This is a genomic window from Mycobacterium sp. SP-6446, from assembly GCF_001954045.1.
Classification (GTDB): domain Bacteria; phylum Actinomycetota; class Actinomycetes; order Mycobacteriales; family Mycobacteriaceae; genus Mycobacterium.
Map to the genome: position 1 here is coordinate 1 of NZ_MBEM01000021.1, position 26,599 is coordinate 26,599.

26 protein-coding genes and 4 tRNA genes are annotated in these 26,599 nt (G+C 67.1%); 17 read left to right on the plus strand and 13 right to left on the minus strand.

The window, feature by feature from the left end; all coding sequences use genetic code 11:
• Positions 1–192 precede the first annotated feature (192 nt).
• Both A5736_RS01580 and A5736_RS01585 read right to left on the minus strand, forming a co-directional pair.
• On the minus strand, positions 193–678 hold the full coding sequence (locus A5736_RS01580; protein WP_076244148.1) for a hemerythrin domain-containing protein: 486 nt from the start codon (positions 676–678) through the stop codon (positions 193–195).
• The gene (locus A5736_RS01585; RefSeq protein ID WP_076244149.1) at positions 675–1,607 is read right to left on the minus strand and encodes a Rieske 2Fe-2S domain-containing protein; all 933 of its coding nucleotides are present in this window, start codon (positions 1,605–1,607) and stop codon (positions 675–677) included. Before A5736_RS01585 ends, A5736_RS01580 begins: the two co-directional genes overlap by 4 nt.
• 215 nt (positions 1,608–1,822) lie before the next feature.
• On the opposite strand from A5736_RS01585, the gene A5736_RS01590 reads away from it, so the two are divergent.
• From A5736_RS01590 to A5736_RS01610, 5 genes are read left to right on the plus strand one after another with little or no spacing between them, the layout of a single operon-like run.
• Positions 1,823–3,154, plus strand: a complete 1,332-nt coding sequence (locus A5736_RS01590; RefSeq protein ID WP_076244198.1) for an aromatic ring-hydroxylating dioxygenase subunit alpha — start codon at positions 1,823–1,825, stop codon at positions 3,152–3,154.
• Positions 3,151–3,681, plus strand: coding sequence for a 3-phenylpropionate/cinnamic acid dioxygenase subunit beta (locus tag A5736_RS01595; protein WP_076244151.1), 531 nt, complete (start codon positions 3,151–3,153; stop codon positions 3,679–3,681). The genes A5736_RS01590 and A5736_RS01595 overlap by 4 nt, the downstream gene beginning before the upstream one ends.
• Positions 3,678–3,905 (plus strand): dihydrodiol dehydrogenase, encoded by a 228-nt coding sequence (locus A5736_RS01600; RefSeq protein ID WP_076244153.1) that lies wholly within the window; start codon positions 3,678–3,680, stop codon positions 3,903–3,905. The genes A5736_RS01595 and A5736_RS01600 overlap by 4 nt, the downstream gene beginning before the upstream one ends.
• Positions 3,902–4,696 (plus strand): 3-(cis-5,6-dihydroxycyclohexa-1,3-dien-1-yl)propanoate dehydrogenase, encoded by a 795-nt coding sequence (hcaB, locus tag A5736_RS01605; RefSeq protein ID WP_076244155.1) that lies wholly within the window; start codon positions 3,902–3,904, stop codon positions 4,694–4,696. Before A5736_RS01600 ends, hcaB begins: the two co-directional genes overlap by 4 nt.
• Positions 4,693–5,421: a class II aldolase/adducin family protein gene (locus A5736_RS01610; protein WP_076244157.1), complete on the plus strand. Its 729-nt coding sequence runs from the start codon at positions 4,693–4,695 to the stop codon at positions 5,419–5,421. Before hcaB ends, A5736_RS01610 begins: the two co-directional genes overlap by 4 nt.
• Here A5736_RS01610 and A5736_RS01615 read toward each other — a convergent pair.
• Together A5736_RS01615 and A5736_RS01620 are read right to left on the minus strand one after the other, a co-directional pair.
• Complete coding sequence (locus tag A5736_RS01615) at positions 5,409–6,176, minus strand: IclR family transcriptional regulator (protein WP_076244159.1); 768 nt, start codon at positions 6,174–6,176, stop codon at positions 5,409–5,411. The two genes, A5736_RS01610 and A5736_RS01615, sit on opposite strands and share 13 nt — an antisense overlap.
• Positions 6,177–6,247: 71 nt before the next feature.
• Positions 6,248–10,705, minus strand: a complete 4,458-nt coding sequence (locus A5736_RS01620; RefSeq protein ID WP_076244161.1) for a non-ribosomal peptide synthetase — start codon at positions 10,703–10,705, stop codon at positions 6,248–6,250.
• A gap of 413 nt (positions 10,706–11,118) precedes the next feature.
• On the opposite strand from A5736_RS01620, the gene A5736_RS01625 reads away from it, so the two are divergent.
• The 4 genes from A5736_RS01625 to A5736_RS01640 are packed head-to-tail and all read left to right on the plus strand — an operon-like array spanning position 11,119 to position 15,425.
• Positions 11,119–12,399 carry a YcaO-like family protein gene (locus tag A5736_RS01625; protein ID WP_083667099.1) on the plus strand — a complete coding sequence of 427 codons (1,281 nt, stop codon included), beginning with the start codon at positions 11,119–11,121 and terminating at the stop codon, positions 12,397–12,399.
• On the plus strand, positions 12,396–13,871 hold the full coding sequence (locus A5736_RS01630; protein WP_076244163.1) for a TfuA-like protein: 1,476 nt from the start codon (positions 12,396–12,398) through the stop codon (positions 13,869–13,871). Before A5736_RS01625 ends, A5736_RS01630 begins: the two co-directional genes overlap by 4 nt.
• A gap of 58 nt (positions 13,872–13,929) precedes the next feature.
• Positions 13,930–14,763, plus strand: coding sequence for an SGNH/GDSL hydrolase family protein (locus A5736_RS01635; protein ID WP_076244165.1), 834 nt, complete (start codon positions 13,930–13,932; stop codon positions 14,761–14,763).
• The gene (locus tag A5736_RS01640; RefSeq protein ID WP_076122124.1) at positions 14,760–15,425 is read left to right on the plus strand and encodes a DedA family protein; all 666 of its coding nucleotides are present in this window, start codon (positions 14,760–14,762) and stop codon (positions 15,423–15,425) included. Before A5736_RS01635 ends, A5736_RS01640 begins: the two co-directional genes overlap by 4 nt.
• A 7-nt stretch (positions 15,426–15,432) precedes the next feature.
• Here A5736_RS01640 and A5736_RS01645 read toward each other — a convergent pair whose 3' ends face one another.
• On the minus strand, positions 15,433–16,050 hold the full coding sequence (locus A5736_RS01645) for a TetR/AcrR family transcriptional regulator (protein ID WP_076244167.1): 618 nt from the start codon (positions 16,048–16,050) through the stop codon (positions 15,433–15,435).
• 151 nt (positions 16,051–16,201) lie between these two features.
• On the opposite strand from A5736_RS01645, the gene A5736_RS01650 reads away from it, so the two are divergent.
• Together A5736_RS01650 and A5736_RS01655 are read left to right on the plus strand one after the other, a co-directional pair.
• The gene (locus A5736_RS01650; RefSeq protein ID WP_076122122.1) at positions 16,202–16,639 is read left to right on the plus strand and encodes an anti-sigma factor antagonist; all 438 of its coding nucleotides are present in this window, start codon (positions 16,202–16,204) and stop codon (positions 16,637–16,639) included.
• A 60-nt stretch (positions 16,640–16,699) separates the two neighbouring features.
• Positions 16,700–17,806 carry a glutamate--cysteine ligase gene (locus A5736_RS01655; RefSeq protein ID WP_076244169.1) on the plus strand — a complete coding sequence of 369 codons (1,107 nt, stop codon included), beginning with the start codon at positions 16,700–16,702 and terminating at the stop codon, positions 17,804–17,806.
• A gap of 14 nt (positions 17,807–17,820) precedes the next feature.
• On the opposite strand, the gene A5736_RS01660 is transcribed toward A5736_RS01655, so the two are convergent.
• The 3 genes from A5736_RS01660 to A5736_RS01670 are packed head-to-tail and all read right to left on the minus strand — an operon-like array spanning position 17,821 to position 20,363.
• Positions 17,821–18,588, minus strand: coding sequence for a sulfite exporter TauE/SafE family protein (locus A5736_RS01660; protein ID WP_175611159.1), 768 nt, complete (start codon positions 18,586–18,588; stop codon positions 17,821–17,823).
• Between the two features lie 36 nt (positions 18,589–18,624).
• Positions 18,625–19,548, minus strand: a complete 924-nt coding sequence (locus A5736_RS01665; protein WP_076244173.1) for a catalase family peroxidase — start codon at positions 19,546–19,548, stop codon at positions 18,625–18,627.
• A gap of 17 nt (positions 19,549–19,565) precedes the next feature.
• Positions 19,566–20,363, minus strand: coding sequence for an SDR family NAD(P)-dependent oxidoreductase (locus tag A5736_RS01670; protein WP_175611157.1), 798 nt, complete (start codon positions 20,361–20,363; stop codon positions 19,566–19,568).
• A gap of 86 nt (positions 20,364–20,449) precedes the next feature.
• On the opposite strand from A5736_RS01670, the gene A5736_RS01675 reads away from it, so the two are divergent.
• Positions 20,450–22,018: a long-chain-fatty-acid--CoA ligase gene (locus A5736_RS01675; RefSeq protein WP_076244176.1), complete on the plus strand. Its 1,569-nt coding sequence runs from the start codon at positions 20,450–20,452 to the stop codon at positions 22,016–22,018.
• 4 nt (positions 22,019–22,022) lie between these two features.
• Here the strand turns inward: A5736_RS01675 and A5736_RS01680 are convergent, their stop codons facing one another.
• The 3 genes from A5736_RS01680 to A5736_RS01690 form a co-directional block, all read right to left on the minus strand.
• Complete coding sequence (locus A5736_RS01680) at positions 22,023–22,853, minus strand: enoyl-CoA hydratase/isomerase family protein (RefSeq protein WP_076244178.1); 831 nt, start codon at positions 22,851–22,853, stop codon at positions 22,023–22,025.
• Between the two features lie 96 nt (positions 22,854–22,949).
• Positions 22,950–23,243 carry a hypothetical protein gene (locus tag A5736_RS01685; RefSeq protein ID WP_076244180.1) on the minus strand — a complete coding sequence of 98 codons (294 nt, stop codon included), beginning with the start codon at positions 23,241–23,243 and terminating at the stop codon, positions 22,950–22,952.
• A 127-nt stretch (positions 23,244–23,370) separates the two neighbouring features.
• Positions 23,371–23,445 (minus strand) — tRNA-Val (locus A5736_RS01690).
• Between the two features lie 177 nt (positions 23,446–23,622).
• Here A5736_RS01690 and A5736_RS01695 point away from each other — a divergent pair.
• The 3 genes from A5736_RS01695 to A5736_RS01705 all read left to right on the plus strand — a co-directional run bounded on the left by A5736_RS01695 (position 23,623) and on the right by A5736_RS01705 (position 23,886).
• A tRNA-Gly gene (locus A5736_RS01695) sits at positions 23,623–23,695 on the plus strand.
• A gap of 28 nt (positions 23,696–23,723) precedes the next feature.
• Positions 23,724–23,797: transfer RNA gene (locus A5736_RS01700), tRNA-Cys, on the plus strand.
• A 14-nt stretch (positions 23,798–23,811) separates the two neighbouring features.
• Positions 23,812–23,886, plus strand: a tRNA-Val gene (locus A5736_RS01705).
• Between the two features lie 14 nt (positions 23,887–23,900).
• On the opposite strand, the gene A5736_RS01710 is transcribed toward A5736_RS01705, so the two are convergent.
• Both A5736_RS01710 and A5736_RS25790 read right to left on the minus strand, forming a co-directional pair.
• Positions 23,901–24,647 carry a hypothetical protein gene (locus A5736_RS01710; RefSeq protein WP_139333067.1) on the minus strand — a complete coding sequence of 249 codons (747 nt, stop codon included), beginning with the start codon at positions 24,645–24,647 and terminating at the stop codon, positions 23,901–23,903.
• A gap of 305 nt (positions 24,648–24,952) precedes the next feature.
• Positions 24,953–25,303, minus strand: coding sequence for a hypothetical protein (locus A5736_RS25790; RefSeq protein ID WP_139333068.1), 351 nt, complete (start codon positions 25,301–25,303; stop codon positions 24,953–24,955).
• A gap of 5 nt (positions 25,304–25,308) precedes the next feature.
• Between A5736_RS25790 and A5736_RS01715 the strand changes: the two genes are divergently transcribed.
• Complete coding sequence (locus A5736_RS01715) at positions 25,309–26,214, plus strand: phosphotransferase family protein (RefSeq protein WP_076244182.1); 906 nt, start codon at positions 25,309–25,311, stop codon at positions 26,212–26,214.
• Between the two features lie 58 nt (positions 26,215–26,272).
• Complete coding sequence (locus tag A5736_RS01720) at positions 26,273–26,590, plus strand: hypothetical protein (RefSeq protein WP_076122112.1); 318 nt, start codon at positions 26,273–26,275, stop codon at positions 26,588–26,590.
• Positions 26,591–26,599 lie beyond the last annotated feature (9 nt).

Below are 26,599 nucleotides of genomic sequence, written 5' to 3' on the forward strand. Positions count from 1 at the left end.
GCACAAGTTGCGCACCAAGGGTCGCGCCGCGCTGGTGCGGTAGGGCGGGTAGTCCAGGCGCGGCTGCGGCCCGGCACCGTCCGCGCGCCGGTAGCCGGCCGCCAGGCACGCGATCTCCGCGGTGATGTCGGCCTGCGACGCGGCGCGCTCGGCGTTCATGAGCCGTGACGCTACCCGCGATGCGGCCGTGAGCTACAGAGCGCGCACCAGCGCGGCGCGACCCTTGGTGCGCAACTTGTGCAGCGCCGAGCCACGGTATTGGTCGATCTTGGCGGCCATCTTGTTGCCCAGCTCCTCGAGTTCGGCTTCGGTGATCTTCACCTCCGGCGGAGCGGGAATCATGTCGCGCTCTTCCTCGTCGGCGTGCGCCTCCAGCACGGTCTTGAACGAGTTCCACTCCTGCTCGTACCCCGGCGCGGTCTGCGGGGTCTTCAGCAGCACCGACAGCTGGTCGATCACCTGCCGATGCTCGGCGTGCGCGATCGCGATCAGCTTGGTGGCCGCCCCCAACGCCGGGTAGTACAAGTCGTCCTCGATGCGGAAATGAATGTCGAGTTCGATCAGCATCTCGTCGAAAAGGGCATGGCGCTCTTCGCTGTTCACCGGCGCTTCGCTGATCTTGCGACCGAGCCCCTTGATCACGACGTGGTGATCCTTCAGCACTTCGTACGCGTTCACTTCGCTACCTCCTCGGCACGCACTTCGACCATTCCGTTGACCAGCCTGGCCTCGTAACACGGCAGTGGAGCAGCCGAAGGGCCACGCAAAACCTCGCCCGACTCGGCCGCGAACCACGAGCCGTGCCATGGACACACGATCCGGCCCCGATCGACCCAGCCGTCGGCCATCGGAGCGGCCAGGTGCGGGCAGAATTCACCGAACGCCGACACCTCGCCGCGGTCGGTCTGGCAGACCACCAGGCCCACCCCGTCGACCTCGACCCGCACCGGCTTTCCGTTCAACGAGCCCTCCGGCAACACCGGGGTCCACTCGGTGGTGCGCAGCCGTTCGCCCGACTGGTCGATTCCGATCCCGGAGTCGAACACCAGGGCCCCGCCCAGGTAGCTGCCGCCCAGCGTCAGGCCGTAGCCCAGCGCGCTCAGGACGATCCCGCGGCCATGGCGACCGCGGCGGCGGTCCCACCACGACCGCGCGTACAGCGCCGTCGCCACCATGTTCACCACGCCGTGCACCAGCCCCACCCGGCGGTCCTGCTCGTGGGTGTGCTGCCAGTCGGTGGCGCCGGTGATGGCAGAGCCGATGCTCGCCAGGATGCCGACGCCGAGCGCGCGGGAGGCGAACCGCGATGCGTCGCGGACCTCGGTGGCCGGCTGGCCCGGCAGCAGGCTGAGGGCGTCCAGCGCCACCGTCGTGCCGAGCGCCCCGCTCGTCAGCGACGCCAGCGGCGGATGAACCGGGTGCCCGAGCCACACACCGTTGAGCGCATTGGTGACGGCGTTGCGGGCCCGGCCGAGTCCGTTGTAGGCGAAGCTGAGCAGGTGTTCCAACCGATAGCTCGGCCGATCCAGCCACTCCTGACGCCCGATGCCGGACAACACCCGCGGTCCGACATTCCGCAATCGGCCATCCCGTGACCGACCAACCATGGCTACCTACCCTTCCTCACATGCAGAGCTATACGACGATTAGATACGCAAACGCGGAGATTACTGCCCGGGACCACCGTAGCGGCGCCCACCCGGTCGTCGATTGTGCGGCACCTGTGAATCAGCTCAAAGGATCCTTCGGGATTGCCGGCGGGACCGTTTTGGCGGATTCTATTGACCAGAAGATCCTTCTGTAGAGCAGAGTGAGCCGCCCGATGGCAGATCAGCACAGCGATTTAGTGGCTGTCTTCGAGAACGTCCGCCAGGGGATGATCCCCGCGCACATCTACAACGACAGGCAGCTTTTCGAGCTGGAGAAGGAACGCCTGTTCGGCCGGGCGTGGACGTTCGTGGCGCACGAGTCGGAGATCCCGCAGGAGGGCGACTACGTAGTGCGCCGGGTTCTCGACGATTCCTTCATCGTCACCCGTTGCGCGAACGGCGAAGTGCGTGCCTTGTTCAATATGTGCCTGCACCGCGGCATGCAGGTCTGCCGAGCCGAGATGGGCAACGCCTCCAACTTCCGCTGCCCGTATCACGGCTGGACCTACCGCAACGACGGCCGGCTCACCGGCTTGCCGTTCCACCGCGAGGCCTACGGCGGCGACGCGGGGTTCGCCAAAAACCAGACCCTGCTGCCGGCACCGAACCTGGCCGGCTACAACGGGCTGTTGTTCATCAGCCTGGATCCCCACGCCGAGCCGCTCGAGGACTTCCTCGGCGACTTCAGGTTCTACCTGGACTACTACACCAAGCAGAGCAGCGGCGGCATCGAGCTGCGGGGGCCGCAACGATGGCGGATCAAGGCCAACTGGAAGATCGGCGCCGAAAACTTCGCCGGCGACATGTACCACACGCCGCACACGCACGCGTCGATCGTCGACATCGGGCTGTTCCGCGAGCCAAAAGCCCAGAAGCGCAAGGACGGTGCCACCTACTGGGCGCACCGCGGCGGCGGCACCACGTACAAACTCCCGCCGGGCGGCTTCGAGGAGCGGATGCGCTACGTCGGCTATCCCGACGAGATGATCGGCCGGATCAAGGACACCTGGACGTCGCGGCAGCAGCGGGTGGTCGGCGAGGACGGATTCATGATCTCCGCGGCTACCTGCTTTCCGAACCTGAGTTTCGTACACAACTGGCCGAAATTGCCCGGCAGCGAGGCGGTTTTGCCGTTCATCTCGATTCGGCTGTGGCAGCCGATCAGTGAGAACGAAACCGAGGTGTGCTCGTGGTTCGCGGTGGACTCGGCCGCTCCCCCGCAGTACAAACGGGACTCCTACAAGGCATATTTGATGTGCTTCGGTTCGACCGGCATGTTCGAACAAGACGACGTGGAGAACTGGGTGTCGCTGACTACCACCGCGGGCGGTTCGATGGCGCGCCGCCTGCTGCTGAACAGCCGGATGGGCCTGCTGCCCGACGACCGTCCGGTTATCGAGCCACTGACGGCCGAGTCGTTCCACGGGCCGGGACGCGCGCAGGTCGGCTACAACGAGAACAACCAGCGCGCGTTGCTGACGTTGTGGGCGGACTACCTGTCATGAGAAAAGCCCTGCCATTCAACGACATTCGCCATCTGCAAGCCCATCAGTTCCTGGTCGACGAGGCCTACCTGCTGGACGCCCAGGACTACGACGCGTGGCTGGACACGCTGACCGACGACGTCCGTTACGTGATGCCTGTCCGGGTTACGACGGCGCGCGGCGCCGGCTTCGACGCCGCACCGGAAAGGGGACCGGGGATGGCCCATTTCGACGAGGACAAGTACTCGCTGCGCCAGCGGGTCGCGCGCTTCGCCACCGAGCACGCCTGGACCGAGGATCCGCCGTCGCGGCTGCGGCACTTCGTCACCAACGTGCGCACCTTCGACGGCGACGACGAGGCACACCTGGTGGCCGAATCGGCCGAACTGCTCTTCCGTAGCCGCGGGGACGTGAACGAGAGCGCGCTGGTGTCGTGCGGGCGCGAGGACGTCCTGCGTAGGTGTGGCGATGACTGGAAGCTGGCCCGCCGCAAGATCTTTGTCGACGAGTCGGTGCTGCGGATGCAAAACCTGGCGGTGTTCCTATGAGCGACGGCGCCATCACGATTGCCAACGAATTCGCCGAGGTCGTGGTGCGCCGGGTCGATACGCGCAACGGATCGCGGCTGCTGATCAGCGCGCCAAAGTCCGGGCGATCGATCAGCCTGGACGCGCTCGAGATCGAGGCACTGACCCGGCAGAACATCCGTACGCTGGCGGCCATGGTCGGCAATCCCGATGGCCCGCTGCTGCCCGACGAGGGCGAACGATGACGGGCTGGCTCCAGGGCAAGCGGGCGCTGGTGGTGGGCGGCGGTTCGGGAATCGGCCGCGCCGTCGTCGACACGTTCTGCGCCGAGGGCGCCAACGTCGCTGTGCTGGAACGTGATTCCGAGAAATGCGAGGCGCTGCGGCGGAAGTCGCCCGGCCTCCCGGTGATCGAAGGCGACGCCGTCACCCGCGAGGCCAACGAGCGCGCGGTCGCCGCGGCGGCCGACGCGTTCGACGGGCTGGACACCCTGGTGAACTGCGTCGGAATCTTCGATTTCTACAAGGGAATTGCCGACCTCGACGCCGACGGCCTTGCCCCCGCGTTCGACGAAATCTTCCGCACCAATGTGCTCAGCCATCTGCACTCGGTCAAGGCCGCGGTCCCGGCGCTGCAGGCCGGAACCGGATCGTCGATCATCCTGACCGAGTCCGCGTCGTCGTTCTATCCCGGACGCGGCGGCGTGCTGTACGTCTCGTCGAAGTTCGCCGTGCGCGGGCTGGTCTCGGCCCTGGCACACGAGCTGGCGCCCGGAATTCGCGTCAACGGGGTGGCGCCGGGCGGCACGCTGGGCACCGACCTACGCGGCCCGTCCAGCCTGGGACTGGACGCCATGCGGCTCGATGACACCCCCAACCGGGCCCGCGACCTCGCCGCGCGCACCCCGCTCAACATTGCGCTCGACGGCCGGGACCACGCGTGGAGTTATGTGTTCTTGGCGTCCGACCGATCCCGCGGCATCACCGGCGAAACGATCCACCCCGATGGCGGATTCGGGTTGGGCGCGCCGGGATGACGCGCCTTGACGAGCAGCGCGCCCTGGTGGCCCAAGGCTGCCGGGTCGCAGCGGCGCGCGGCCTGGTCGACGGCATCCTCGGTCACCTGAGCCTGCGGATCGACGACGAGCGCCTGCTGATTCGGTGCCGCAGCGACACCGACACCGGGGTGGCCTTCACCCGGGCGTCCGACGTCCGGCTCATCACGTTCGACGGAACCGCCGGCGCCACAGGTGAACTCGACGGCTACCGGGTGCCCAACGAACTGCCGATCCACGTCGAAACCCTGCTGGCCAACCCGGAATACCGGGCGGTCGCGCACCTGCACCCGCCCGCCGTCGTCGCCGCCGACCTCGCCGGCATCGAGATCCGGCCGATCTACGGGGCCTACGACATTCCCGGCGCATGGCTGGCCCGTGGCGGGGTGCCCGTCTACAAACGCGCCGTGCTGATCCGGAATTCGGCGCTGGGCAAGGAAATGGTGGCGGCCATGCGCGACCGGCCGCTGGTGATCTGCCGCGGACACGGGATCACCAGCGCCGCGGCCACCGTCGAGCAGGCGGTGCTGCAGGCGATCAGCGTCGACGCGCTTGCCCGGATGTCGTTGCGGGTGCGCTCGGCCGGCGGCACGCCGGCCGACATCGACGACTCCGACTGGGACGACCTGCCGGACCTGGGGGCCGCGTTCACCGCCGAGGCGGCCTGGCGCCACGAGGTGGCCCGCTTGGGGGCTCAGCCGAGCTGATCGCCAATCTCCTTGGCCGCCTTGGTGAGTGCGGCGGCCACCGATGAGTATTGCGAGCTGCGCAGCCGCTGCTGCGGGGCGGCGGCGTTGAGCGCGATGCGCAGGCCGGGCGCCCGGGTCGGGATGGGCACCGCGACCGACGCGACGCCTTCCTCGCTCTCCTCACGATTGAACGCGTAGCCGCGCTCGCGGATGCGGCCGAGCTCCGCCTCCAACTCGGTGCGGCTGCCGATCGAACGAGAGGTGATGCGCTGCAACGGTTCATCGGGTAGCAGCTGACGCAATTCCGGCTGGGACAACTGGGCCAACAGGACCTTGCCCGTCGACGTGCAGTGCGCAGGCAGGGTGCGCCCGAGCCGCGACGCCACCCGCACCGCGGCGGGACCCTCGACCGCGGCGACGAAACGAACACCGGCGCCGTCGAGCATGCCGAGGTGGATGGTTTCGCGCAGTTGTTCGCTGAGGCTGCGCATGATCGGCGTGGCGGATCGCTGAATGTCGATGCGGCCGAAGATCGCAAACGCCACACCGGTCAACGACGGACCGGGCAGATACGCCTTGGACACTGGGTCTTGGCGGACGAACCCGCGATAGGCCAGCATGGCCAGCAACCGGTGCGCCGTCGAGGACGCCACCCCCAGGTACCGCGTCGCCTCGCTCAACCGGATCTGCGGCTGCTCACCCAACAGCAGCAGCAGCTTGAGCGCGTTGTCGACCGACTCGATCGGGTACTGCGGCGCGCCCTTCCCGGACATGAACTCACGGTAGCCCGTCCGTCACGTCGCGGCCGTCCCAATTGCCCCACGAGTCTGCCGCCTGGGTCTCCTCACAAGTCGATCGACGACAGCCGCAATTGCGGATCGGCTGTCAGCGTCCCCAACAACTGCTCCAAGTGGTCGATCAGGGTTTTGACCGCGGTCGGGGTGAAAACCGCGGTGCGGTATTCCACGACGCCGCTGATTCCGGCGGGCTCACCGCCGTCGGCGAACTCTTCGGTGAGCGACAGCAAGAAGTTCATTCGTGCCGTCCCGGTGTGTACCGGATCCCACGTGACATCCAGATCGCCCAGCACCCGCGCGGCGGGCTTGTTGTTTTGCCAGGCCAGCATCGTTTGGATCAGGGGGCGGGGCGGCATTGAGCGCGCGGCGCTGATCCGGTCGACGAGAATTCCGTAGGGCAGGTCCTGGCGGTCGAACGCCTGCAGGCCGCGCGCACGAACGCGAGCCAGTAGCTCCGCGAAGGTGTCGTCATCGGCCACTCCGACGCGTAGCACGACGGTGTTGACGAAGACCCCGACCAAATCGTCCAGCGCCGGGTGGCCGCGGCCAGCCACCGCGATTCCCACAGGGACGTCGGTGCTGGCGGTGAGTTTGGACAGCAGTGCAGCGAAGCCCGCGTGGACAACCATGAAGCTGCTGGCGTGATGCTGGCGGGCCACGCGGATTATCTTGCGGTGCAACGCCGCCGGCCACTCTACGGCCACGATGTCGCCGCGGTTGTCGGCCACCGCTTCGTCCGGCCGGGTGGAGCCTAGCTCCAGGCCTAGGGGCATGCCCGCGAGAGTCTCTTCCCAAAACTTGAGCTGGGTGGCGATGATGCTGTGCGGATCGGCCGGGTCCCCTAGATGGGCGCGCTGCCACAGCGCGAAGTCGATGTATTGGATCGGAAGCGGCGCCCACTTAGGGGCGTGGCCGGCGCATCGACTGCGGTAGGCAGTGTCGAGGTCGGCCGATAGCGGGGCCACCGACCAGCCGTCGGCGGCGATGTGGTGCACGGCAATGGCCAGCAGGTGTTCATCGTCGGCCACGCGATGCAACTGGGCGAACAACGGGATCCGGGTGGCCAGGTCGAATTCGTGACGGGCATGGGCGGCGACGGCCTGTTGGAGCCGCCGCGGAGACCACGCGGTGGCGTCAACGATCTGCCAGCCGAAGTCCGCTCGTTCGGGAGGAAGGACGACTTGTCGGGGTGTGCCCTCGGGGGCCGGATAGACGGTGCGCAGGATTTCATGGCGGTTCACCACGTCGACGAGGGCCTGGCGCAGCGCCTCGACCTCGAGGGGGCCCCGAAGCCTCAGCGCCCACGCGATGTTGAAGACCGGAGACGGTCCGTGCAGTTGAGTGACGGTCCACATCCGGTGTTGGGCCTGCGACAACGGCACCGCCGCGGGCCGCACCACCGGAACCAATGGGGTCGACGGAGTCGAACCGGCTGAGACGAGGGGCGCCAGCTGGGCGATCGTGGGCGCATCAAACAGGGCCCGCACGGACAAGCGGGCGTCCAAAGTGGCGTTGAGCGCCGCGGTGACGCGCATGGCCAGCAGTGAGTCCCCACCCAGATCGAAGAATGATTGGTCGACACCCACCCGTTCCAGCCCGAGGACGTGGGCGTAGAGACCGGCCAGGATTTCCTCGACCGGGGTGCTCGGAGGCCGGTACTCGGCGGCGGTGTACTCGGGGGCCGGCAAAGCGGCGGTGTCGAGTTTGCCGTTGACGGTCAGCGGCAACCGCTCGAGGGTCATGATCGCCGCCGGCACTAGGTAGTGGGGCAAGCGGGCGCCCAGTTCGGTTCGAACGGTGGCCGGGTCGGCCGCACCGGTGATGTAGCCGACGAGGCGTTTGTCTCCGGGACGGTCCTCGCGGGCGATCACCGCGGCCTGCCCTACCCCCGGCAACCGTGCCAGCTCGGCGGCGATTTCGCCGGGCTCGATGCGGTAGCCGCGAATCTTGACCTGGTCGTCCGCCCGGCCCGCGTAGTGCAGTTGCCCGTCGGAACTCCAGCTCGCGAGGTCGCCGGTGCGATACATTCGCGTCCCGTCCCCGCCGAACGGACACGCCACAAAGCGCGAGGCCGTCAAGGCAGGGCGGCGCCAATATCCGAGGCCCACCTGGGCGCCCGCAACATACAACTCGCCTACCACACCAACGGGCACCCTGCGCAACCACTGGTCTAAGACGAACAACACTGTTCCCGGCAGCGGGCGGCCGATCGGTGGTACCCCGCAACCTGGTTGCAACGGATCGCTGATGGACACGCACACCGTGGTTTCGGTGGGTCCGTAGGCGTTGATCATCGCCCGCCCGGGCGCCCAGCGATCCACGACGTCGGACGTGCAGGGCTCACCGCCCACCACCAATGTCGTACCGGCCAGGCCGTCTGTCGACAGCGCCGCCGCAGCCGACGGAGTCTGCGTCAGGGCGGTGACTTGTTCGGCCACGAGCAGCGCGTGAAAGTCCTCCAGCGACTGCGTCACCTGTTCAGGGACCACCACCAGGCATCCACCGTTGAGGAGCGCGCCCCAGATTTCCCACACCGAGAAGTCGAAAGCGTAGGAATGGCATTGGGTTATCGCTCGGCTCGTCTGGTTGTTGAACGGTGCCGGCGCGCCGATCAGTTGGGTGATGTTGTGATGGGTGATCGCCACTCCCTTGGGCGCCCCGGTGGTGCCCGAGGTGTAGAGAATGTAGGCGATATCCTCGGCGGCCGGGGTCGGCAAGGCCGCGCCGGGTGGTGCGCCCGCTGCGGTGTCAGCGGAATCACCAACGTCGATGACGACCAGGTCATCGCCTTCGAGCCGGTGGGCCAGCTGGCGAGTAGTCAGCGCCGCTGCCGGTGTGGTGTCCCGCAGCAGGAACGCGATGCGGGCGTCGGGGTGATCCGGGTCGATGGGTAGGTAAGCGGCTCCAGCTTTCAGCACTCCCAGGATCGCGACGATGGCCTCGTTGCCGCGTGGTAGCAGCAGGGCCACCACGTCACCGCGGCCTACCCCGACCCCCGTCAACCGGGATGCGAGCCGACTGCTGGCGTTGTCGAGCTGCCGATAGGTCAAGACCACGCCGCCGCATGCCAGCGCGGCCGCCCCCGGGATGCGCGCAGCATGGGCGGCAAACAGTCCCGGCACCGTCGAGGTTGAGGGTGCCGGGCTCGTCAATGCGGCACGGTTGCCCCATGCATCGAGTCGGGCGCGCACGGGCTCGTCGAGCAGCGCGATCGAGGACAACCGTCCAGGGTCAGAGGTCATGGCCATGAGCAGTTTTTCCAGACGGGTGGCCAACGCGGGGCCCTCGAAATCTGGAGACGGCGGATCCGCACCCGCGGTGCTCAGAGACAGCCGGTCGCCATCCTGGATGAAGAACAGCCCGAATCGGTCCGCACGCCCGAAATTGGTGTAGACCAACGATGCCGGCGCACCGCCGAAAGGCGGGATCGTTGTCGACGGAAACAAATTGACGGCGACCCTGTCCCGCGTCGCGGCTGCGCTCCGGTGCGCAGCGCTGTTCAGCAATTCCTGCACCGGAAAACGCTGATGCCGCAGAACTTCTCGTATCCGAGCCTCCACATGGTCACATAGGTCCGCGACCGACGAGGACGGCGACGCCCTCAACACCAGCGGCACGATCCCGGCAACCATCCCCGGAATCGTCTTCGACTTTCGAGTCGTTCGCCTGCTCACCGGGAAGTCGAGTACCACCTCGGATCCCCCTGCGCCCCAACCCGGTACCAAAAGCGCGCACGCCGCGGTAAGCACAGCCGATCGACGAACGCCCAACGCGTCGGCCAGGCGCTGCGCCCGTTCGACGACCGCAACATCCAACGGCACCGGCATGGACGCGGTGCCCGCATGATGCTCGTCGCCTCCCCCCGGCAAGCGATAATCCGCCCGATTGTTCTGCGGGGGAAGATTCTCGGTCCAAAACGCGAGATCCTCTTGAAAACTGCCAGATGCCTCATATTCCGATTCGCAGGCGACCAGGTCGTACAGCGAGCCAAAAGCGGGAGCCGGAACCGGTGCCCCGGCGGCAAAGGCCGAGTAGACCAGGGCGACGCGATTTGCGAAAAGGACGGAGCCGAATCCATCGATGGCGATGTGGTGGATACAAATGAACAAGCAAAATTCATCTGGCAGTGTGCGAAACAATGCGAATCTGAACAGCGGGCCGCCCCACGGCATCGGGTCGCGTTGAATGGACGACGCCAGCTTGCGGGCCTCCTGAAAGGGTTCCCGCGCGCCGCTCACGTCGTAGAAGGGGACCTCGACGTCCGGATAATCGGTGGGTGTCTGAACGATTTGGCCGTCGAGCTCGAAAATGCCGACTCTCAGTGGCTCCGCCTCGGCAACCACATGCCGGATCGCACGTTCCACCAAGCCAGGCTCGACCACACCGCTGATCACCACGAAATACCCGGCCTGCCACCCTGTCGCCGAATCGCCCGTTTCCTGAGACAGCCAAATGTCGCGCTGTCCTCGCGTCAGTTCAGGCGAATTCTTGGCAGGTCGGGTCACACGTCGTCCCTCGGCTCGACACTCGGGCACTGTGTCACGCGAATGATATCGACCATGCACCTCGCGCGAATTGCCGCGGACTCCTATCCCGATTGGGGGACAGCCCTGTCCCCCAATCGGCGTAGTCAAAATTACCCCGCGCACTAGCCAATCGTCGGATACCGCTGAGGCCCGGAAACCGAAAAACTTGCTGAGACGCGCCACCTGGCATTCGGAAGGAGGGGGGTGATCATATGTCCCACGAGCTTCTCTTCTGCGAGACCGAGACCGCGTTCACGGCTCCTGCGTTCCACGCCGACGAGGCGGCCGCCTGAGGAACATGGCGGGAGTCTCGTCTCACGCCCTGACGAGATAGGACTCCCGCCATTATCAAAACGCTCACCGCCTGCGCGCGGACTAAGTACCGTGACGCTATGTCGGAATTGTCGGGATTCGACACTCACGACATTCACCAATCGGCCACATCGGCCCACGACTTGGCCGGCCCGGATTGGTCGCACTGGCCGGCTCGCGTTTTAGGCCACCCCGATTCAGCGCGAATCGCCTACCGCTCGGGCACCCACCGCATCATCTCCCCCGATCAAACTTGGTCTGCTGTCCAACCTCTGCTGGCACCCGCCGGCATCACCCGCGTAGCCGACCTCACCTGGCTCGACGACATCGGAATTCCGACTGTGCAGGCGGTGCGACCGGCCTCGCTGACGTTGACGGTCAGTCAGGGCAAGGCCACCACCTATCGCGCCGCGCAGGTCTCCGCCGTCATGGAGTCGTTGGAGAACTGGCACGTCGAGAACGTCAAGCCAGACCTATTACGCACGCCCACAACAAATCTCGCCGCGGAGCTGACCTACGATCCCGCCGACCTCAACCGTCCCTGGGGTAGCCTCTACCATCCCGGCGTCAAGCTCGATTGGATGATCGCAACGACCTTGCTGACCGGCCGTCAGACCTGGGTGCCGTGGTTAGCCGTCCTGGTGAACGTGGCGGTCACCGATTCCTGGGGACCGCCGATGTTCGCGATGGACACCACAGGATTGGCCTCGGGCAACAGTTACGACGAGGCGACCCTGCACGCTTTGTACGAGGTTATGGAACGGCACAGCCTTGCCACCGCCGAACCGGGGTCGACGTTGTTCCACGTGCCGCTCGACGACGTGGCCGCCTCCGACTGCGCCCAATTGGTCGAAAAGGTTCACCAGGCGGGTAGCGAACTGCAGATCGCCCGGCTCGACACCTGGGACGGTTTCTTCTGCTTCGCAGCGGAGCTGACATCGCCGGCGGTGGAGGTGCCGTTCAGCGGTAGCGGGCTGCACCACGACCCGAACGTGGCATTGTCACGGGCGATCACCGAAGCCGCGCAATCCCGGCTGACCGCCATCAGCGGAGCGCGCGAGGATCTGCCCGCGGCCATCTACCAACGCTTTGCCCGCCTGCACACCTACGGCGCCGCGGCGCGATCCATGCGGTCGATGCCCAGCGCGGAACCGAAGCCGTGGCAGATCGAGGGCACCGACTCGCTGGCCGAGCTGACGGCATCGGCGGCCACCGCGGTGGCCACCCGGTCGGGCACCGAGCCGCTGGCCGTGGTGTGCGACTTCCCCGGCGGATGCGTCCCCGTCGTCAAGGTCATCGCCCCCGGCCTGATGGCCTCGATCGTCTCGCCGATGCGCACCCCGCTGCAGGCCCCCGCATGACAACCTCCGCGCGCATCGTCGTGACAGCCGGACCCACCATCGGCGTCGACGACATCCGAACCGTGGTGCCCAAAGCCGAAGTGGTGCAACCGATTTCGTTCGGACATGCTCTCGGGTACGGGTTGCGGCCAGGCGATACGCTGCTGATCGTCGACGGGCTTTTCTTTCAGTCGGCCTCCGTCCGCCATAAAGAACTCCTCGCCCTGATCGACGACGGCGTGCGGGTTGTCGGTTCGTCCAGCATGGGTGCGTTGCGCGCGGCGGAACTGCACGAATTCGGCATGGAAGGCTACGGCTGGGTCTTCGAGGGCTACCGGGACGGATGGCTGGAGGCCGACGACGAGGTAGGTATGGTGCACGGCCATCCCGAGGACGGATACCCGGTCTTTGTCGATGCCCTGGTCAACATCCGTCAAACCCTCAGGGCCGCAGTTGAATCCGGAGTGCTGGCCGCATCGTTGTCCGATCGACTCATCGACGAAGCGCGCCGCACTCCTTTCACCATGCGCACCTGGAACCGGCTGCTGGACGCCGTGCACGTCCCGGAAAGCCGAGAGCTGGCCAAGCGGCTGCGGTCGATGCGGGTCGACGTCAAACATGCCGATGCGCTGCTCGCACTGCGCGAGATTGCCCGTGGGCCCGGTGGCGGTACCGCCGCGCCGGGCCCGCCTCCAACCGTTTGGTCGCACCGGTGGCGGCAGCGTTGGGCACCGCCGACGGCCGTCGCCGTAGCGGGCGAAAACGGCGACGAGTCGATCGTGAATATTCGCGATGATGAGGTGCTGTCGCTGCTGAGCGTGTGCGCGACTGACCACTGGGCGTATCTGCCCGCGCTCGAGCAGGTCGCCGCCTGGTACTGGACGTCCGAACATCCCGGCGCGCCGGGCAGCGTGAAGGAGCGTGCCGCTGCGGCCGTCACCGAGCTGACCGCCGGTGCGCCATGCGACACCGACGAACAAAAGCTGGCGGCCCTGCAGACCGTGGCGCACCGGTACGCGCAGGCCACGGGCATCATCGACGAGTCGGGCTTTCCCGAAACGGTCAGCGAGCAGTGGCTCACCGCCGACGAGCGGGAAACACTGGGTGCCGATCCGATCGCAATATCGGCCCGGATCGTCACGCGCACGCTGTTTTTCAGCCGCTCGCTGCCGGCCGTCCAGCACTTCCTCGATCTGCTGCGCGATGATCCGAGGCAGTCCGAATGGCGCCAGCTGGCCGCGCGGGCGGTGGCCAGGCGTGACGAATTGGCACTCCAGAAGCCGCACTTGAACCTTCACCGGCCAGATCCGACACGACTCAAACACCTCTTCGGCGCCCGGTGGGGCACCCCAGTGGACCGCGTAGCGCTGGCCCGGCGTGGGCTGATGACCGAGGATGCCTTCTACGCGGCCGGTTCGCTGTTTGCCGTGGCAGCGGCCGATGACCAGCTGCCGACCTTCGAAGTCGGGACCCTCGGTCGCGGTCGGGGGTGACGCCGACCTCGGAGCAGCAACGCGGAGAACACGTCGGATCCCGATTAGTCTCGGCTTCGTGCGCGAGGTCAACCCGACCGGCTACAGCCGATACGTCGCCATCGGTGACAGCCAGACCGAGGGCCTATGGGACGGCGACGACACCGTCGGTGTGCTGGGATTCGCCGACCGGCTCGCCGCGATGCTCGATTCGCTCTATCCGGGTCTGCAGTACGCCAACCTCGCGATCCGCGGCAAGCTGGTGGCCGACGTCCTCCGGGAGCAGGTCCCGGAGGCGCTGGCGATGCGGCCGGATCTGATCACCGTCTGCGCCGGGATGAACGACGTCATCCAGCCCGGACGATCGTTCGGCCGCGCCCTCGCCGACCTCGACCACGTCTACGCCGCGCTGGCCGGGTCGGGGGCGACGGTGGTGACGACGACCTTCCCGAACGTCGCGCAGTTCCTCCCGCTCGGCCGGGTGGTGGGCCCGCGGCTCGCCCGCATCAACAACGCCATCCGCGCCGCCGCCGACCGCTACGGGTTCAGGCTCGTCGACCTGTACAGCGCGCCGTCGATGCGCGACCTGCAGACCTGGAGCATCGATCGCGTGCACGCGTCAACCCACGGGCACATCCTGTTTGCCGCCGCGGCCGCCGAAGCCCTCGGGCTGCCCGACAGCAACCACGACTGGGCCGCGGCCAGCCTCAACCCGATGCCGCGGTCGTTCACCACCGGCGCGTACGGCCACCTGCGCTGGGCGCAGGACAGTTTGTTCCCCTGGATTTGGCGCCGCATGCGCGGTCTGTCGTCGGCCGACGGGCGGGTGCCGAAGCGTCCGCGCCTGGAACCGGTCCGCGCCGAGGGCATTGCGGCGCGAATCGAGCGCTCGTCAGGCATCCTTGACCCATGAATGTTCAGGCTTTGCTGCAGTCGATCCCGCCGCTCGCGGTCTACCTCGTAGTCGGCGGTGTGGTCGGGATCGAGAGCCTGGGCGTGCCCCTTCCCGGCGAGATCGTGCTAGTGAGCGCCGCCCTGATGTCCTCGCATCACGACCTGGCCGTCAACCCGCTCGGCGTCGGCGCGGCCGCGGTCATCGGCGCGGTGGTGGGCGACTCGATCGGCTACAGCATCGGGCGCCGGTTCGGCCTGCCGCTGTTCGACAAGCTCGGCCGGCGTTTTCCCAAACACTTCGGTCCCGGGCACGTGGCGCTCGCCGAAAAGTTGTTCAACCGCTGGGGAGTTCGGGCGGTGTTCTTCGGCCGCTTCATCGCGCTGCTGCGAATCTTCGCCGGGCCGCTGGCCGGCGCGCTGAAGATGCCTTACCCCCGCTTCCTGGCGGCCAACGTCTCCGGCGGCATCTGCTGGGCCGGCGGCACCACCGCGCTGGTCTATTTCGCCGGGATGGCCGCCGAACGGTGGCTGGAGCGATTCTCCTGGATCGCGCTCGTCGTCGCCGTGGTGGCCGGCGGCATCGCGGCAATCCTGTTGCGGGAGCGCACATCCCGCGCGATCGCCGAACTCGAGGCCGAGCACGAGCGCAAGACCGGCACGACGGCCGTCGACGCCGCCTGAAGCCCAGCTAGCCCACCGCCTCGTCCACCGCCGGCGTGGGCGCGCGGTGCTGTTCGATCAGGGTGCGGGCCATCTTCTGGGCGCGCAGCGCGGCATTGGGATCACCCACGGCCGCGAGAATAATGGCGCCCTTCATCAGGATGTGCCAGGACCACGCGAAGTCCTCGACGTCGGACAGGCCCGCGGCCACGGCGCGTTGGCGGACGATGTCGCGAACGTTGTCGATGTGCGCGACGCTGGCCCGCCCGGCCGGGTGGTCCGCCCCCAACTCGAGCAACACGTTGATGAAGGAGCAGCCCTCATAGCCGTCGCGGAGCTGAAACCAGTCGTGCATGACGTCGAAGATCGCGAGCAGCTGTTCCTCCGGCGTGGTGCCGCGCTCGCGTGACTGCGCCTCGATCAAACCGTGCGTCCAGACCTCCTCACGCCGCTGCAGCACGGCCAGCACGAGATCGTCCTTCGTCGCGAAATGCCGGTACAGCGTCGCCTTTGCCACACCGGCCCGCTCGATCACCTGATCGGTGCCGACCGCGCGAATGCCCCGCCTGCTGAACAGCTCGTATGCGGCGTTCACGATGCGTTCACGAGGCGGGGTGGCGGACGTCGCGACATCAGGCGTTGTCATGACCCGCCTCACCATACTCTTAAGGCCAGCCAGTAGACAGACCGCCCTGTCTCGTTATACAAATGAGATTCGCGATCCGCGAAAGTCTGTCTTCAGACGTGCAGGACGGGCATCCATCCCGGCGCCAAGCGCCGGTGGAAGGGAGTCCATCATGAGTCCGGTCACTGCAGAACCGATATCGCGCCCCCATCTGATGCTCAGCACCCGGCTGGTCTACGAGCTGGGCGATCCTCAGAGCAGGCTGCGGGCGACAACCGATCGGTGCGAGGGCGCGGTGCTGATCAACGCCGGCGGCGAGATCGACGCCTGCAACGAGCACGCCTGGCGCCACCTGGTCACCGAGGCGGCCAACGTCGCGACCCCGCCCGGCCCCCTGGTGGTCGACGTCACCGGCCTCGACTTCATGGCCTGCTGCGCGTTCGCGGTGCTCGCCGACCAGGCGCAACAATGTCATCGCCGTGGCATCGAACTACGCGTGGTCAGCCGCCAGCCCGTCGTCGCCCGAGTCATCGACGCATGCGGGCTCGGCGGCCTGCTGCCCATCTTCCCGACCAAGGACTCCGCGCTGGGGATGCCCGCTCGCTGGTGAGCTGACGCCCGCCAAAAACGTTGAGCCACAGTCGCTTCCCTTAGCGGCCTCGGAGGCTGGATGAGCGATCTTCCCAGTTTCAGGCCCACCTTCGGCGTTGAGGAGGAATTTCTCCTCGTCGATCCGGACACCGGCGAGCCCGCCCCGCGCAACACGGCGGTGGCGCACGAAGCCGAGCGCCGCGGCGTCACACTGCAGCTCGAGCTGAGCAGCTGCCAGGTCGAAACGACCTCCAGCGTGGTGAGCGGCAGTGCGGAACTCGGCGAGGAACTCATCCGGCTGCGGCGCACCGCGGCACAGGCCGCCGAGGCCGCCGGGGTTCGGCTGCTGGCCCTGGGGCTGCCGCCGGCCACGCCGCACCAGTTTCCCGTCACGGACACCGAGCGATACCGGCGGATCGGCGAGCAGTACGGCATGATCGCCCACGAGCAGGGGATCTGCGGATGCCACGTCCACGTGGAGGTGCCCGACCGGGCGACGGCCATCCACGTCAGCAACTGGCTGCGGCCGTGGCTTCCGTCGCTGCTGGCGCTGTCGGCCAATTCCGCGCTGTATCGCAACGCCGACAGCGGCTACGCGAGCTGGCGCAGCGTCCTGTGGCGACGCTGGCCCGTCGCCGGGCCGCCGCCGTTCTTCCCGGCGCCCGAGGATTACGACCGCACCGTGGCCATGCTGATCGACAGCGGCGTGATCCTCGATCGCAAGATGATCTATTGGGACGTGCGCGCATCGGAGAATTTCCCGACTATCGAGGTCCGGGTGGCCGACGTGCCGGCGACGGTCGCCGAGACCGTGCTGCTCGCCACGCTGATCCGGGCCGCGGTGATGACGGCGCTCGACGCGCGTGACCGCGGCGACGACGTCGGGCGTCTGCAACCCGCGGCGCTGCGGGCGGCGTACTGGAAGGCGGCCCACGACGGATTGGCGGGCCAGGCGCTCGATCTGGTCGGCGGCCGCGGGGCGGTGCCGGCCCGTGAGCAGCTGCATTTCCTGGTGCAGCGGTTACGCCCGGCGTTGGAGGCGCTCGGTGAATACGGGCGCGTCACAGCGGAACTCGACCGTATCGCCGCACAGGGCAACGGTGCGATGCGGCAGTTGCGGGCTTGGCGAAAGCGTCGTGAGGTGATGGACGTCATCGCGGCGGCCGCCGAGGCCACGCTGAGCTGAACGGCGCCCGCCCGCTATACCGTCAGCAGCCGATACAGTCCGATGAGGCCCACCACGACGATGGTGGAGCGCAACGCATTTGGCGACAGCCGGCGCCCGTAGCGCGCACCGAGGAATCCTCCGATCAGCGAGCCTGCCGCGATGATCCCGGCGACCGGCCAGCTGATGCGATCGAAGGCCACCAGCGTATAGCTCACCGCCGCAACGAGATTCACGACCAGCGTCAGCAGGTTCTTGGCCGCATTCATCCGCTGCACCGACTCCGGCAGCAGTGCACCCATCACGCCGACCAGCAGGATGCCTTGCGCCGCAGTGAAATAGCCGCCGTAGACCCCGACTCCGAAGGTGGCGAGCACCAGGACCGCCTTGCGCGCCGGCGTGATGTGCTCGGGCGAGCGGCCCTCTACCTCGGCGCGCCGGCGCGCCCACGACTGGATCCGCGGTCCGATCACGACCAGGATCAGGGCCAGCACCAGCAGCACCGGCACGACCCGGGCGAACACCGTCGGGGGCAGATGCAGGAGCAGGAAGGCGCCCACCATCGCGCCCGAGAGCGATGCCGGGATCTGCCAGGCGAGCCGATTCCACTGGCCGCGCAGCTCTGCGCGATAACCCCAGGTGCCCGACACGCTGCCGGCGACCAAACCGACCGCGTTCGACATGGTGGACGTGACCGGCGGATAGCCGAGGGCGACGAGCGTCGGGAACGTGATCAGCGTGCCCGATCCGACGAGCGCATTGATGGCACCGGCGCCAAACCCGGCCAGGGCGATCAACAGCACATGGGAGAGCAGCACTCCCGAGGAGCTTAGTCCGCGTCAGGCGGGCGGCGCCTCGGGACCGCGATCGACGCCGGTGCGTAGCTTGACCGACGCGGAGTACGCGAGCGTGCGGAAGCGCAGCACCGGGTCGTCGGAAGGTTCGATGCCGTCGGTGACGCGCATCGGGTCGAACACGACGATGTCGTCGCCGCGCTCGCGTTCGGTGTCCAATCCGGTGATCTCGAGGGTGCCGACGGTCACCGTCTCTGTGCTCTGCCACGGCGCCGAGGGGTCCACCGTGGAGTCCTTCGGCCCGGCGATCTGAACGCGAAAGTCGAACCGCACCGGCCCGCCGGCCAGGCGGGCGGCCAGCTCGTCGGTGAGAAAGTCTTGGCCCGAGGCGGATCCGGAGACACCTGCCGTCCCCGCCGCCGGGATCAGGTGGTAGCGAACGAATCTGGTGCTGCCGTCGCCGCCGATCCAGCGGAAGGCGTGCAGCCCGTGGTATTCGGTGGTGGCGTAGCTTGCCGGGATCTTGTCGGCGTCGCGCAGCAGCGGTAGCGCGCCGAGCAGCCGGGGGTGGGTGAGGAAGTACCGGGCCATGCGCAGCGGCGTGGTCAGGCCGGGCCGCATCGCCTTCAGCAGATCGACGAAGCCGTCCGGCGTGCTCGACACGAACAGCCGCGCGGTCTGCGTCGAGACATCCGTCGTGGAGCCGTCGGGCAGGGTGAACTTCACCGCCATTCCGCGCACGCCCGGCGAGTTGTCGGGCTGTGTCGGGTTTCCCGATCCGTTGGAGAAGCGGATCAGCGCCGGGACCGTCGAGCCATCCAGATGTTTGGCGCGCGACAGCACGGCCCCGTCGGGTGTCGCGGTGAAAGTGCCGCGGTACAGCGTGCCTTTCGCGTGCAACGCCCGGCAGCCCGGCTGCGCTCCGCCGGTACCTCGGATCGCGTCGATCGCCTCGTCAGGAGTGACCATGCGCGAATCTTAGGGCGCTAGTCGGGGAAGCCGAAGAGTTTGACGACACCGTGATCGCGACCCGCCGTGTAGCCGCCGTCGACGGCGATGGCCTGGCCGCTGACGAAGGAGGCGTCGGGTGACAGCAGGAAGGCCGCCATCGCCGCGACCTCGTCCGGTTGGCCGAGCCGCTGCAGGGCGTGCTCCCCGGTGATGGAGGCCAGCGGGCCCTCCATGCCCGGCAGTCCGAAAACGCTTTGGGCCATTGGTGTTTCGATGAAGCCGGGACAGATCGCGTTGGCCCGGATGCCGCTGGGGCCGTAGTCGAGCGCGATGTTCTTGGTGAGCAACACGACGCCGCCCTTGGCGGCGTTGTACGAGCTGCCGCCCGCGGTGCCCTCCAGGCCCTCGATGCTGGCGACGGTCACGATCGAGCCCCGCTCGCCGTGGACGCGGTCCTGCTCGATCATCCGTGCCAGCGCGGCCTTGGCCACGAGAAACGTGCCGGTGAGGTTGATCCCGATCACCCGGTCCCATTCGGCGCGGTCGAGCAGATGGACCGGGCCGCCGCCCGCGACGCCGGCGGCGTGGAAGACACCGTCCAGGCGGTCGGGCACGGCCTCCAACACGGCGGCGATCGCGGTCTCGTCGCTCACGTCGGCCGTCACGAACCGGAATTCGGGGCCGAGGTCGGGCGGGGACGCCAGGTCGGCGCCGACGACGCTGCCGCCCTCGGCCAGCAGGCGCCGCGCGGTGGCCAGGCCGATGCCCGAGGCCGCACCGGTGACGACGAACGTGCGAGAACGGGCGCGATCACTGTTCACCATGGCAGTCATGTTGGCACACCGACGCCCAGCCGAATCGAGCGTGCGTTCAGGGCGCCCGCACCGCACACCCGCAGCCCTCAGTGCACACTCATAGGATGCCGCCAGCCGATACCACCACCAGCACCGCGGAGACTCTTGCCGGATTCGTCGACCAGCACGCGCGGCGCAGGCCGGACGACATCGCGATCCGCTACGGGGACTTGCAGTGGTCATGGGCCGAGTGGGCGTCGCGGATTCGTCACGTGGCGGGCGCGCTGCGGGCCGCCGGTGTGCGGCGTGGCCAGGCGGTGGCGTTCCTGGACAAGAATCACCCGGCCTGCCTGGAGGTGCTCTTCGCCGCCGCGTCGATCGGCGCCGTCACCACCGTCGTCAACTGGCGCGTGATCGCAGACGAGCTCGTCCACGTGCTCGACGACTGCGGCGCCCGGCTGCTGTTCGTCGGGGCCGAACTGCGCCCGACGGTCGACTCGGTCGCCCCTCGGGTCGCGGGCCTGGAGCGCGTCGTGGTGGTGGGCGGTGACGCCGACGAGTACGAATCCTTGCTCGCCGCAGCGTCGCCCGCGCCGGCCGACACCGAGCTCGACGGCGGCGAGACCGCGTTGGTGATCTACAGCTCGGGCACCACGGGACGGCCGAAGGGCGTGTTGTTGAGCCAGCGCGCGCTGGTCAACCACTCGGCGAACCTGGCACCGGCGTTTCCGTTCGGCGAAGGCGACGCCAACCTCGTCGCCATGCCGCTCTTCCACGTCGGCGGGATCGGCTACGCGCTGTTCGGCATCCGCGCCGGGGTGCCGACGATCATGACGCGCGAGCCCGACGCGGCGGCTTTGATCGCGGCGGTGCGGGCCGGCGCGACCCACGCCTTCTTTGTGCCCCCGGTGATCGCCCGGTTCCTGGACGCCGGCGCGGCGGCAAGTGCGACGCTCTCCGGCCTGAGCCACCTGGTGTACGGCGCCGCGCCGATGCCGCTGCCCCTGCTGCATCGAGCGCTCGCGACGTGGCCGGACACGAAATTCGTGCAGGTGTACGGGCAGACCGAATTGTGCGGCGCGGTCACCGCCCTCTCTGACGCGGACCACCGCGACGGGGCCCGGCCGGGCCTGCAGCTGTCGGCGGGAAAGGCGGTGCTGGGCACCGAGATTCAGGTCGTCGATCCCGACACGGGCGAGCGGTTACCCGCCGGTGAGCCGGGCGAAATCTGGGTGCGAAGCAATCAAAATATGACCGGCTACCTGAACCGCCCGGAGGCGACCGCCGAGACGATCACCGCCGACGATTGGGTGCGCACCGGCGACATCGGCCGCCTCGACGCCGAGGGCTACGTCTACATCGAGGACCGGCTCAAGGACATGGTCATCACCGGCGGCGAGAACGTGTACGGCCCCGAGGTGGAAAGCGTGCTCATCAAGCATCCCGCCGTCGCCGACGCCGCGGTCATCGGCGTGCCCGACGACTACTGGGGCGAATCCGTCAAGGCGATCGTGGTGAGCACCGATGACGTCGACGCCGGCGACATCGTCGAGTTCTGCCGCCGGCACCTGGCCGCCTACAAATGCCCGCGAACCGTCGAGTTCGTGCCGGAACTGCCCCGCAACGCGAGCGGCAAGATCCTCAAAACCCAGCTGCGCGAACCCTATTGGAAGGACCGCACGCGAAAGGTCTAGGGATCTATAGCCGTCCCTCAACCCGCAGTTCCGGATGCACCCAATCGGGCGAGCGGCGTTCCTTGAAGGCGCGGAAGCCCTCTCGCGCCTCGGCGTCGCCGAGGCTGGCGGTCATGCCGATGCGGTCGTAGAGGCCCAGGTAGTTGTCGATGCTGGACTTGATGACACCGCGGGCACGCGGCGCCGTCCGGCACACCTGCGCGAGTAGGTCTTTGGCCGTTTCGAGCAGATCCTCGTGGGGCACGACCCTGGTCACCAGGCCCCAGTCGAGGGCCTCGGCCGCCGACAGCACCCGCCCGGTGAACATGAGGTCGCGGGTGCGTACGGGGCCGATGAGCCGCACCAGCATCTGGCTGTAATACGTGTCGGCGTAGCCGCGGAAGAGCTCGGGCACCCGGAAGGTTGCCCGCTCGCTGACCACGGACAGGTCGCTGCACAACGCGATCTGCATGCCGCCGCCCTGGCATAGCCCGTTGACCGCCGACACGACGGGTTTGCCCGAGGTGCGAACGGCGTCGAACGGCGTGACGTCCATGCCCAGCGCCGAGCCGAAGGTGATCCAGTTGTCGGTTGCTCCCCCGCCGCCCATGTCGCCGCCGGGCGCGAAGACGTCTCCGGATCCGGTGATCAGCAGCCCGGCCAGATCCGGGTCCTCGTTGAGACGGCCTACCGCATAACGGATTCCGAAGTACATCGCCGGTGTCATCGAGTTACGCGCGTCCGGGCGATCGATCGTGCACACGGCGATCGGCCCGTGGCGGTCGAACGACAGGTACGGGGTGCCTAGCCAATCCCCTTCCGGGGGGCGGGGGCTGGGTGTCGGATTCTGCGCCACGGGACTCCTCTCACGCGGCGCCGCCGTCGGTGCCGCATCGCGCCGTAGGCTCGCTACTGTAGCGATTACAGTAGGCGCCGCCGCGGTTACCCCGGGCTACACGTACTGCAGTGTCACCGTGTCAATTGTCTCTGATGCGCTGTCGATCAGGCTGCGGAGTTTGCCCTGCAGCGTGGTCGTGGTCTCCCCCACCGGTTTCTCGCAAAAGCGGCAATTCGTTGTGAACTGCGGCTGGTCCTGCTCATCCGGCCAGAACCGCCGCGGCCCCACCTGGGCTCCCGGGTCGTAGACGACCGACTGATGCGGGGCCTCCTTGAGAATCCTGCCCACGGTGTGCATCTGCGGGCATTCGAGTTTCAGGGTGCCGATCCCCTCTTGATTGCCAACCATCGTCCACCATCCTTCACCGCCGGGTTTGGTCTCGCGCCCATTGTCGCCCGGACGCGCGGCTAGCTGCGCGCGACGGGAATCAGCGCAGCCTGAGTTAATCGATGGCGCCCAGAAAATCGGATTCTGGTGGTGGTCCCGGCTGGGATCGAACCAGCGACCTTCCGCGTGTGAAGCGGACGCTCTCCCACTGAGCCACGGGACCGGCGCCGAGAGGCGAACGACGTCGAAGGGTAGCACGACGGGACATCGCGGGACGCCAGCTGCGCCCGCGGGGGTCGCGCGATAGCCTGGACACGGCCCGCGTCAAGAGATTTGTGTGGGCCCGCTTACGTGGACTATCGTCGTGCTTCGCACCGGGCGACGATCTCGTCCGTTGCGCGCGGATGTAGCGCAGTTGGTAGCGCATCACCTTGCCAAGGTGAGGGTCGCGGGTTCGAATCCCGTCATCCGCTCGAAGGTGCAAGTGGCATCAATCCCAGCGGTGGAGTGGCCGAGTGGTGAGGCAACGGCCTGCAAAGCCGTGCACACGGGTTCGATTCCCGTCTCCACCTCCAAAGTTCGACTCCCAGCGCGATTAGCTCAGCGGGAGAGCGCTTCCCTGACACGGAAGAGGTCACTGGTTCAATCCCAGTATCGCGCACCAGAGACACCATTGCCCTATTCACTCATTAGGGAAAATCCCAGCCACATGTGTTTCTTGATCACGCTCATGTGAGCTAGCGCCACCACTATCAAACTGCTCAGCGCACCTCCCGCAAGCCCCACTACGAGTGCAATCAACACCTTGTGCTGGGAAGCCGATTCCCATTGGTGGAGGATCGGCGCGGCCAATCCTTCGTAAAGTCCTACCAACACAGCAAACGAAAGAATTGGAACTCCGGTCAACGCCAGCCGCTGTTCGGTGGTATCTAGTTGGATTCCCAGGCGCGGCGCGGCTTTCGCCGCCAGCAAGTAAACGCAGGTAGTAATGATGATGGCACCCGCCGCTGAGACAAATCCGAGCAGCATCAGATTCACCGTCAAGGAAAACACCAAGACGCCACCCATGCATTGCTGTATCCAGAAAATAAGCGCCAGCAACAAGCCGCCCCACAGTCCGATAGCGAGTGGACGGGTCACTCGCACAATAACCGCACCGTTAAGACTAATCTTTAACCTGCGGAAGGCAACGTAATTCAGCAACAGGGAAATTATGAATGCCCCGACGAATCCTATGGCTACTCCATATACGCCGATGATCACCATTCTGGTTGCAAACGAAACGGGGTGGGCGGTCGATTTTACGTTAGGCCCACTTTCCAAAAATAACGGCACTAAAGGAACCGTGATGCCTTCTAAGAGCGCAAAGAGCCAGACCAGATGCCAAGACAAGTTGACGTCGACTTTTGCGCGTCGCTCCTGCATCGATCTCCTGTCAGGCGTCGGGTCCTCGGTCGGGATACCTGGCGCGCGAACAGAAAATCGACGGCACACCAACCGGCGTTTGAGGAAGGCCCGCCCGCACCCTTGGCAAGACTTTATCGCGGCAGCGGCTGTGAAGAGCAGCAATTTATGCGCCCGATAGAACCACGAATGCACCGGGTACTGTTCGGCGCAACTTGGCCAATCCGGCACCCCGGCACACCGCACCGCGCGGCCGACTGACCTCGCATAATGTGACCCACAACGGCGCCACCCAAGCGGCGCCGTTGTGGGTCAGCAGAAGTGATTTAGGCGCAGGTGACTGTTCCGGGTATCGAACCGCTGCAACCAGTTATCGTGCACCCCGTCGATCCCAACATCACTGCGACCAATGCCACGGCCGCCGCGCCAGCTTTCAACATCCGCCGCTTGCTGCTCTTAGCGTTCATCGGATGGCCTTTCATCTCGGGTTGAACACCTGTATAACAACGTTTGATGTTACCGCCGTAGGCCAGAACGCGGAAGAACATTTTCGCCGTTTTGAGGCCGAGTGTCGGGGCATATAAATAACGAATGCGCCGGCCTGTTAATGCAGTCAACAAACTGATAACATGCTGCAGCTCAAACCGAGTTTTCCGGTCAAGATCAAAATTATGCATTCATCATGACTCCGAAAAAACTGGAGCGGGCGGTCGCGGGTTTCATGGCGCGCCAGCGTGGCTGTCGGCCCGACCGCGTTATCCGGGTCGATTCGTTCGCCACCAACGCGGTTTACCAGGTCGACGCGGGCGGGCGTCGATTCGTGGTGAAGGCGTCGACGGGTCATGACGCGTTGGCGGCCGAGGCGTGGGCGTGTGCGCGGGGGGCGGAGGCGGGCTGTGGCGCTCCGGAGATCCTCGCGCTGGCGCGCCTCGGTGCGAAAGACAGCATGAGTGCCCTGGCGATGAGCCGCGTTCCCGGCGAACCGGTCGTGGCCGGGCATCCGGCGATTGTCGAGGTGGGCGCCGCGCTGCGGCGCTTGCACGACACGCGACCACCAGGCTTCGGCTGGCTGGCGGAGGCGACGTGGAACGACAGCGGCGGCTTCTCGCCGACGCACACCTCCTGGCTCGGCTTTCTGCAGAACATCTGCCGCGAGGTCCGTCGCATGGCCGGCAGCTACTCGATCGCGGCCACGGTGGCTGACGCCGCGGAGGCCGCACTCAGCGCTCACGCCGGGACGCTGGCCGCCGTCGAGGTCGGGGCGCTGTGTCACGGCGATCTCAAGGCTTCCCACATCCTCGTCGATGCGGACAGGTTCTCCGGCGTAATCGATTGGGGTGACGCGGTTGTCGCGGATCCCCGGTGGGACCTTGCGCGCTTTGCTCATCGCGCCGATACGACGTCGGTCTCCCTATTGCATGACGGGTATCGCCCCGACCGCGCGGCGAGCGACGAGCTGGCCTGGTGCATTCCGCTGTATGCCGCGCTGTGGATGCTTGTCGACGCTTGGGTCGCTCACGGTCTGGGGCGCCCCGCCGAGGCTTCGCTGGCCAAGGCGATGGCGCATTTGCAGCGGCTAGCCGGCTAGCGACGCGCGCCGCGGAATCCGTGCAATGATCGAGTCGCGGTAGCCCAAGGGAGACGCCATGACTGCATTCACGATCACGTCGCGGGGGAAATCCGCTTTCATCGCCGGCCTGGGCGCCGCACTGATGGCCGGAGGGCTGATGGCCGCAGCGCCGCCGGCCAACGCCGGCTGCCAGTACGGAGGACCCGTTATCAGCAAGTGCGATGGACCCATCCAGCCCGATGGCACCTGGCAACGTTGCGTGGTATCGACCCACTGGGTCCTGAACGGGATGAGTTCCTACCAAGTGCCCGAAAGACGTTGCGATCCGATGGGCCCTGGCCAGCAGCCTTCGGGTCTCGGCTTCGCTGACCCGCCGACCCATATCGACGACTGAAGGGCGCCC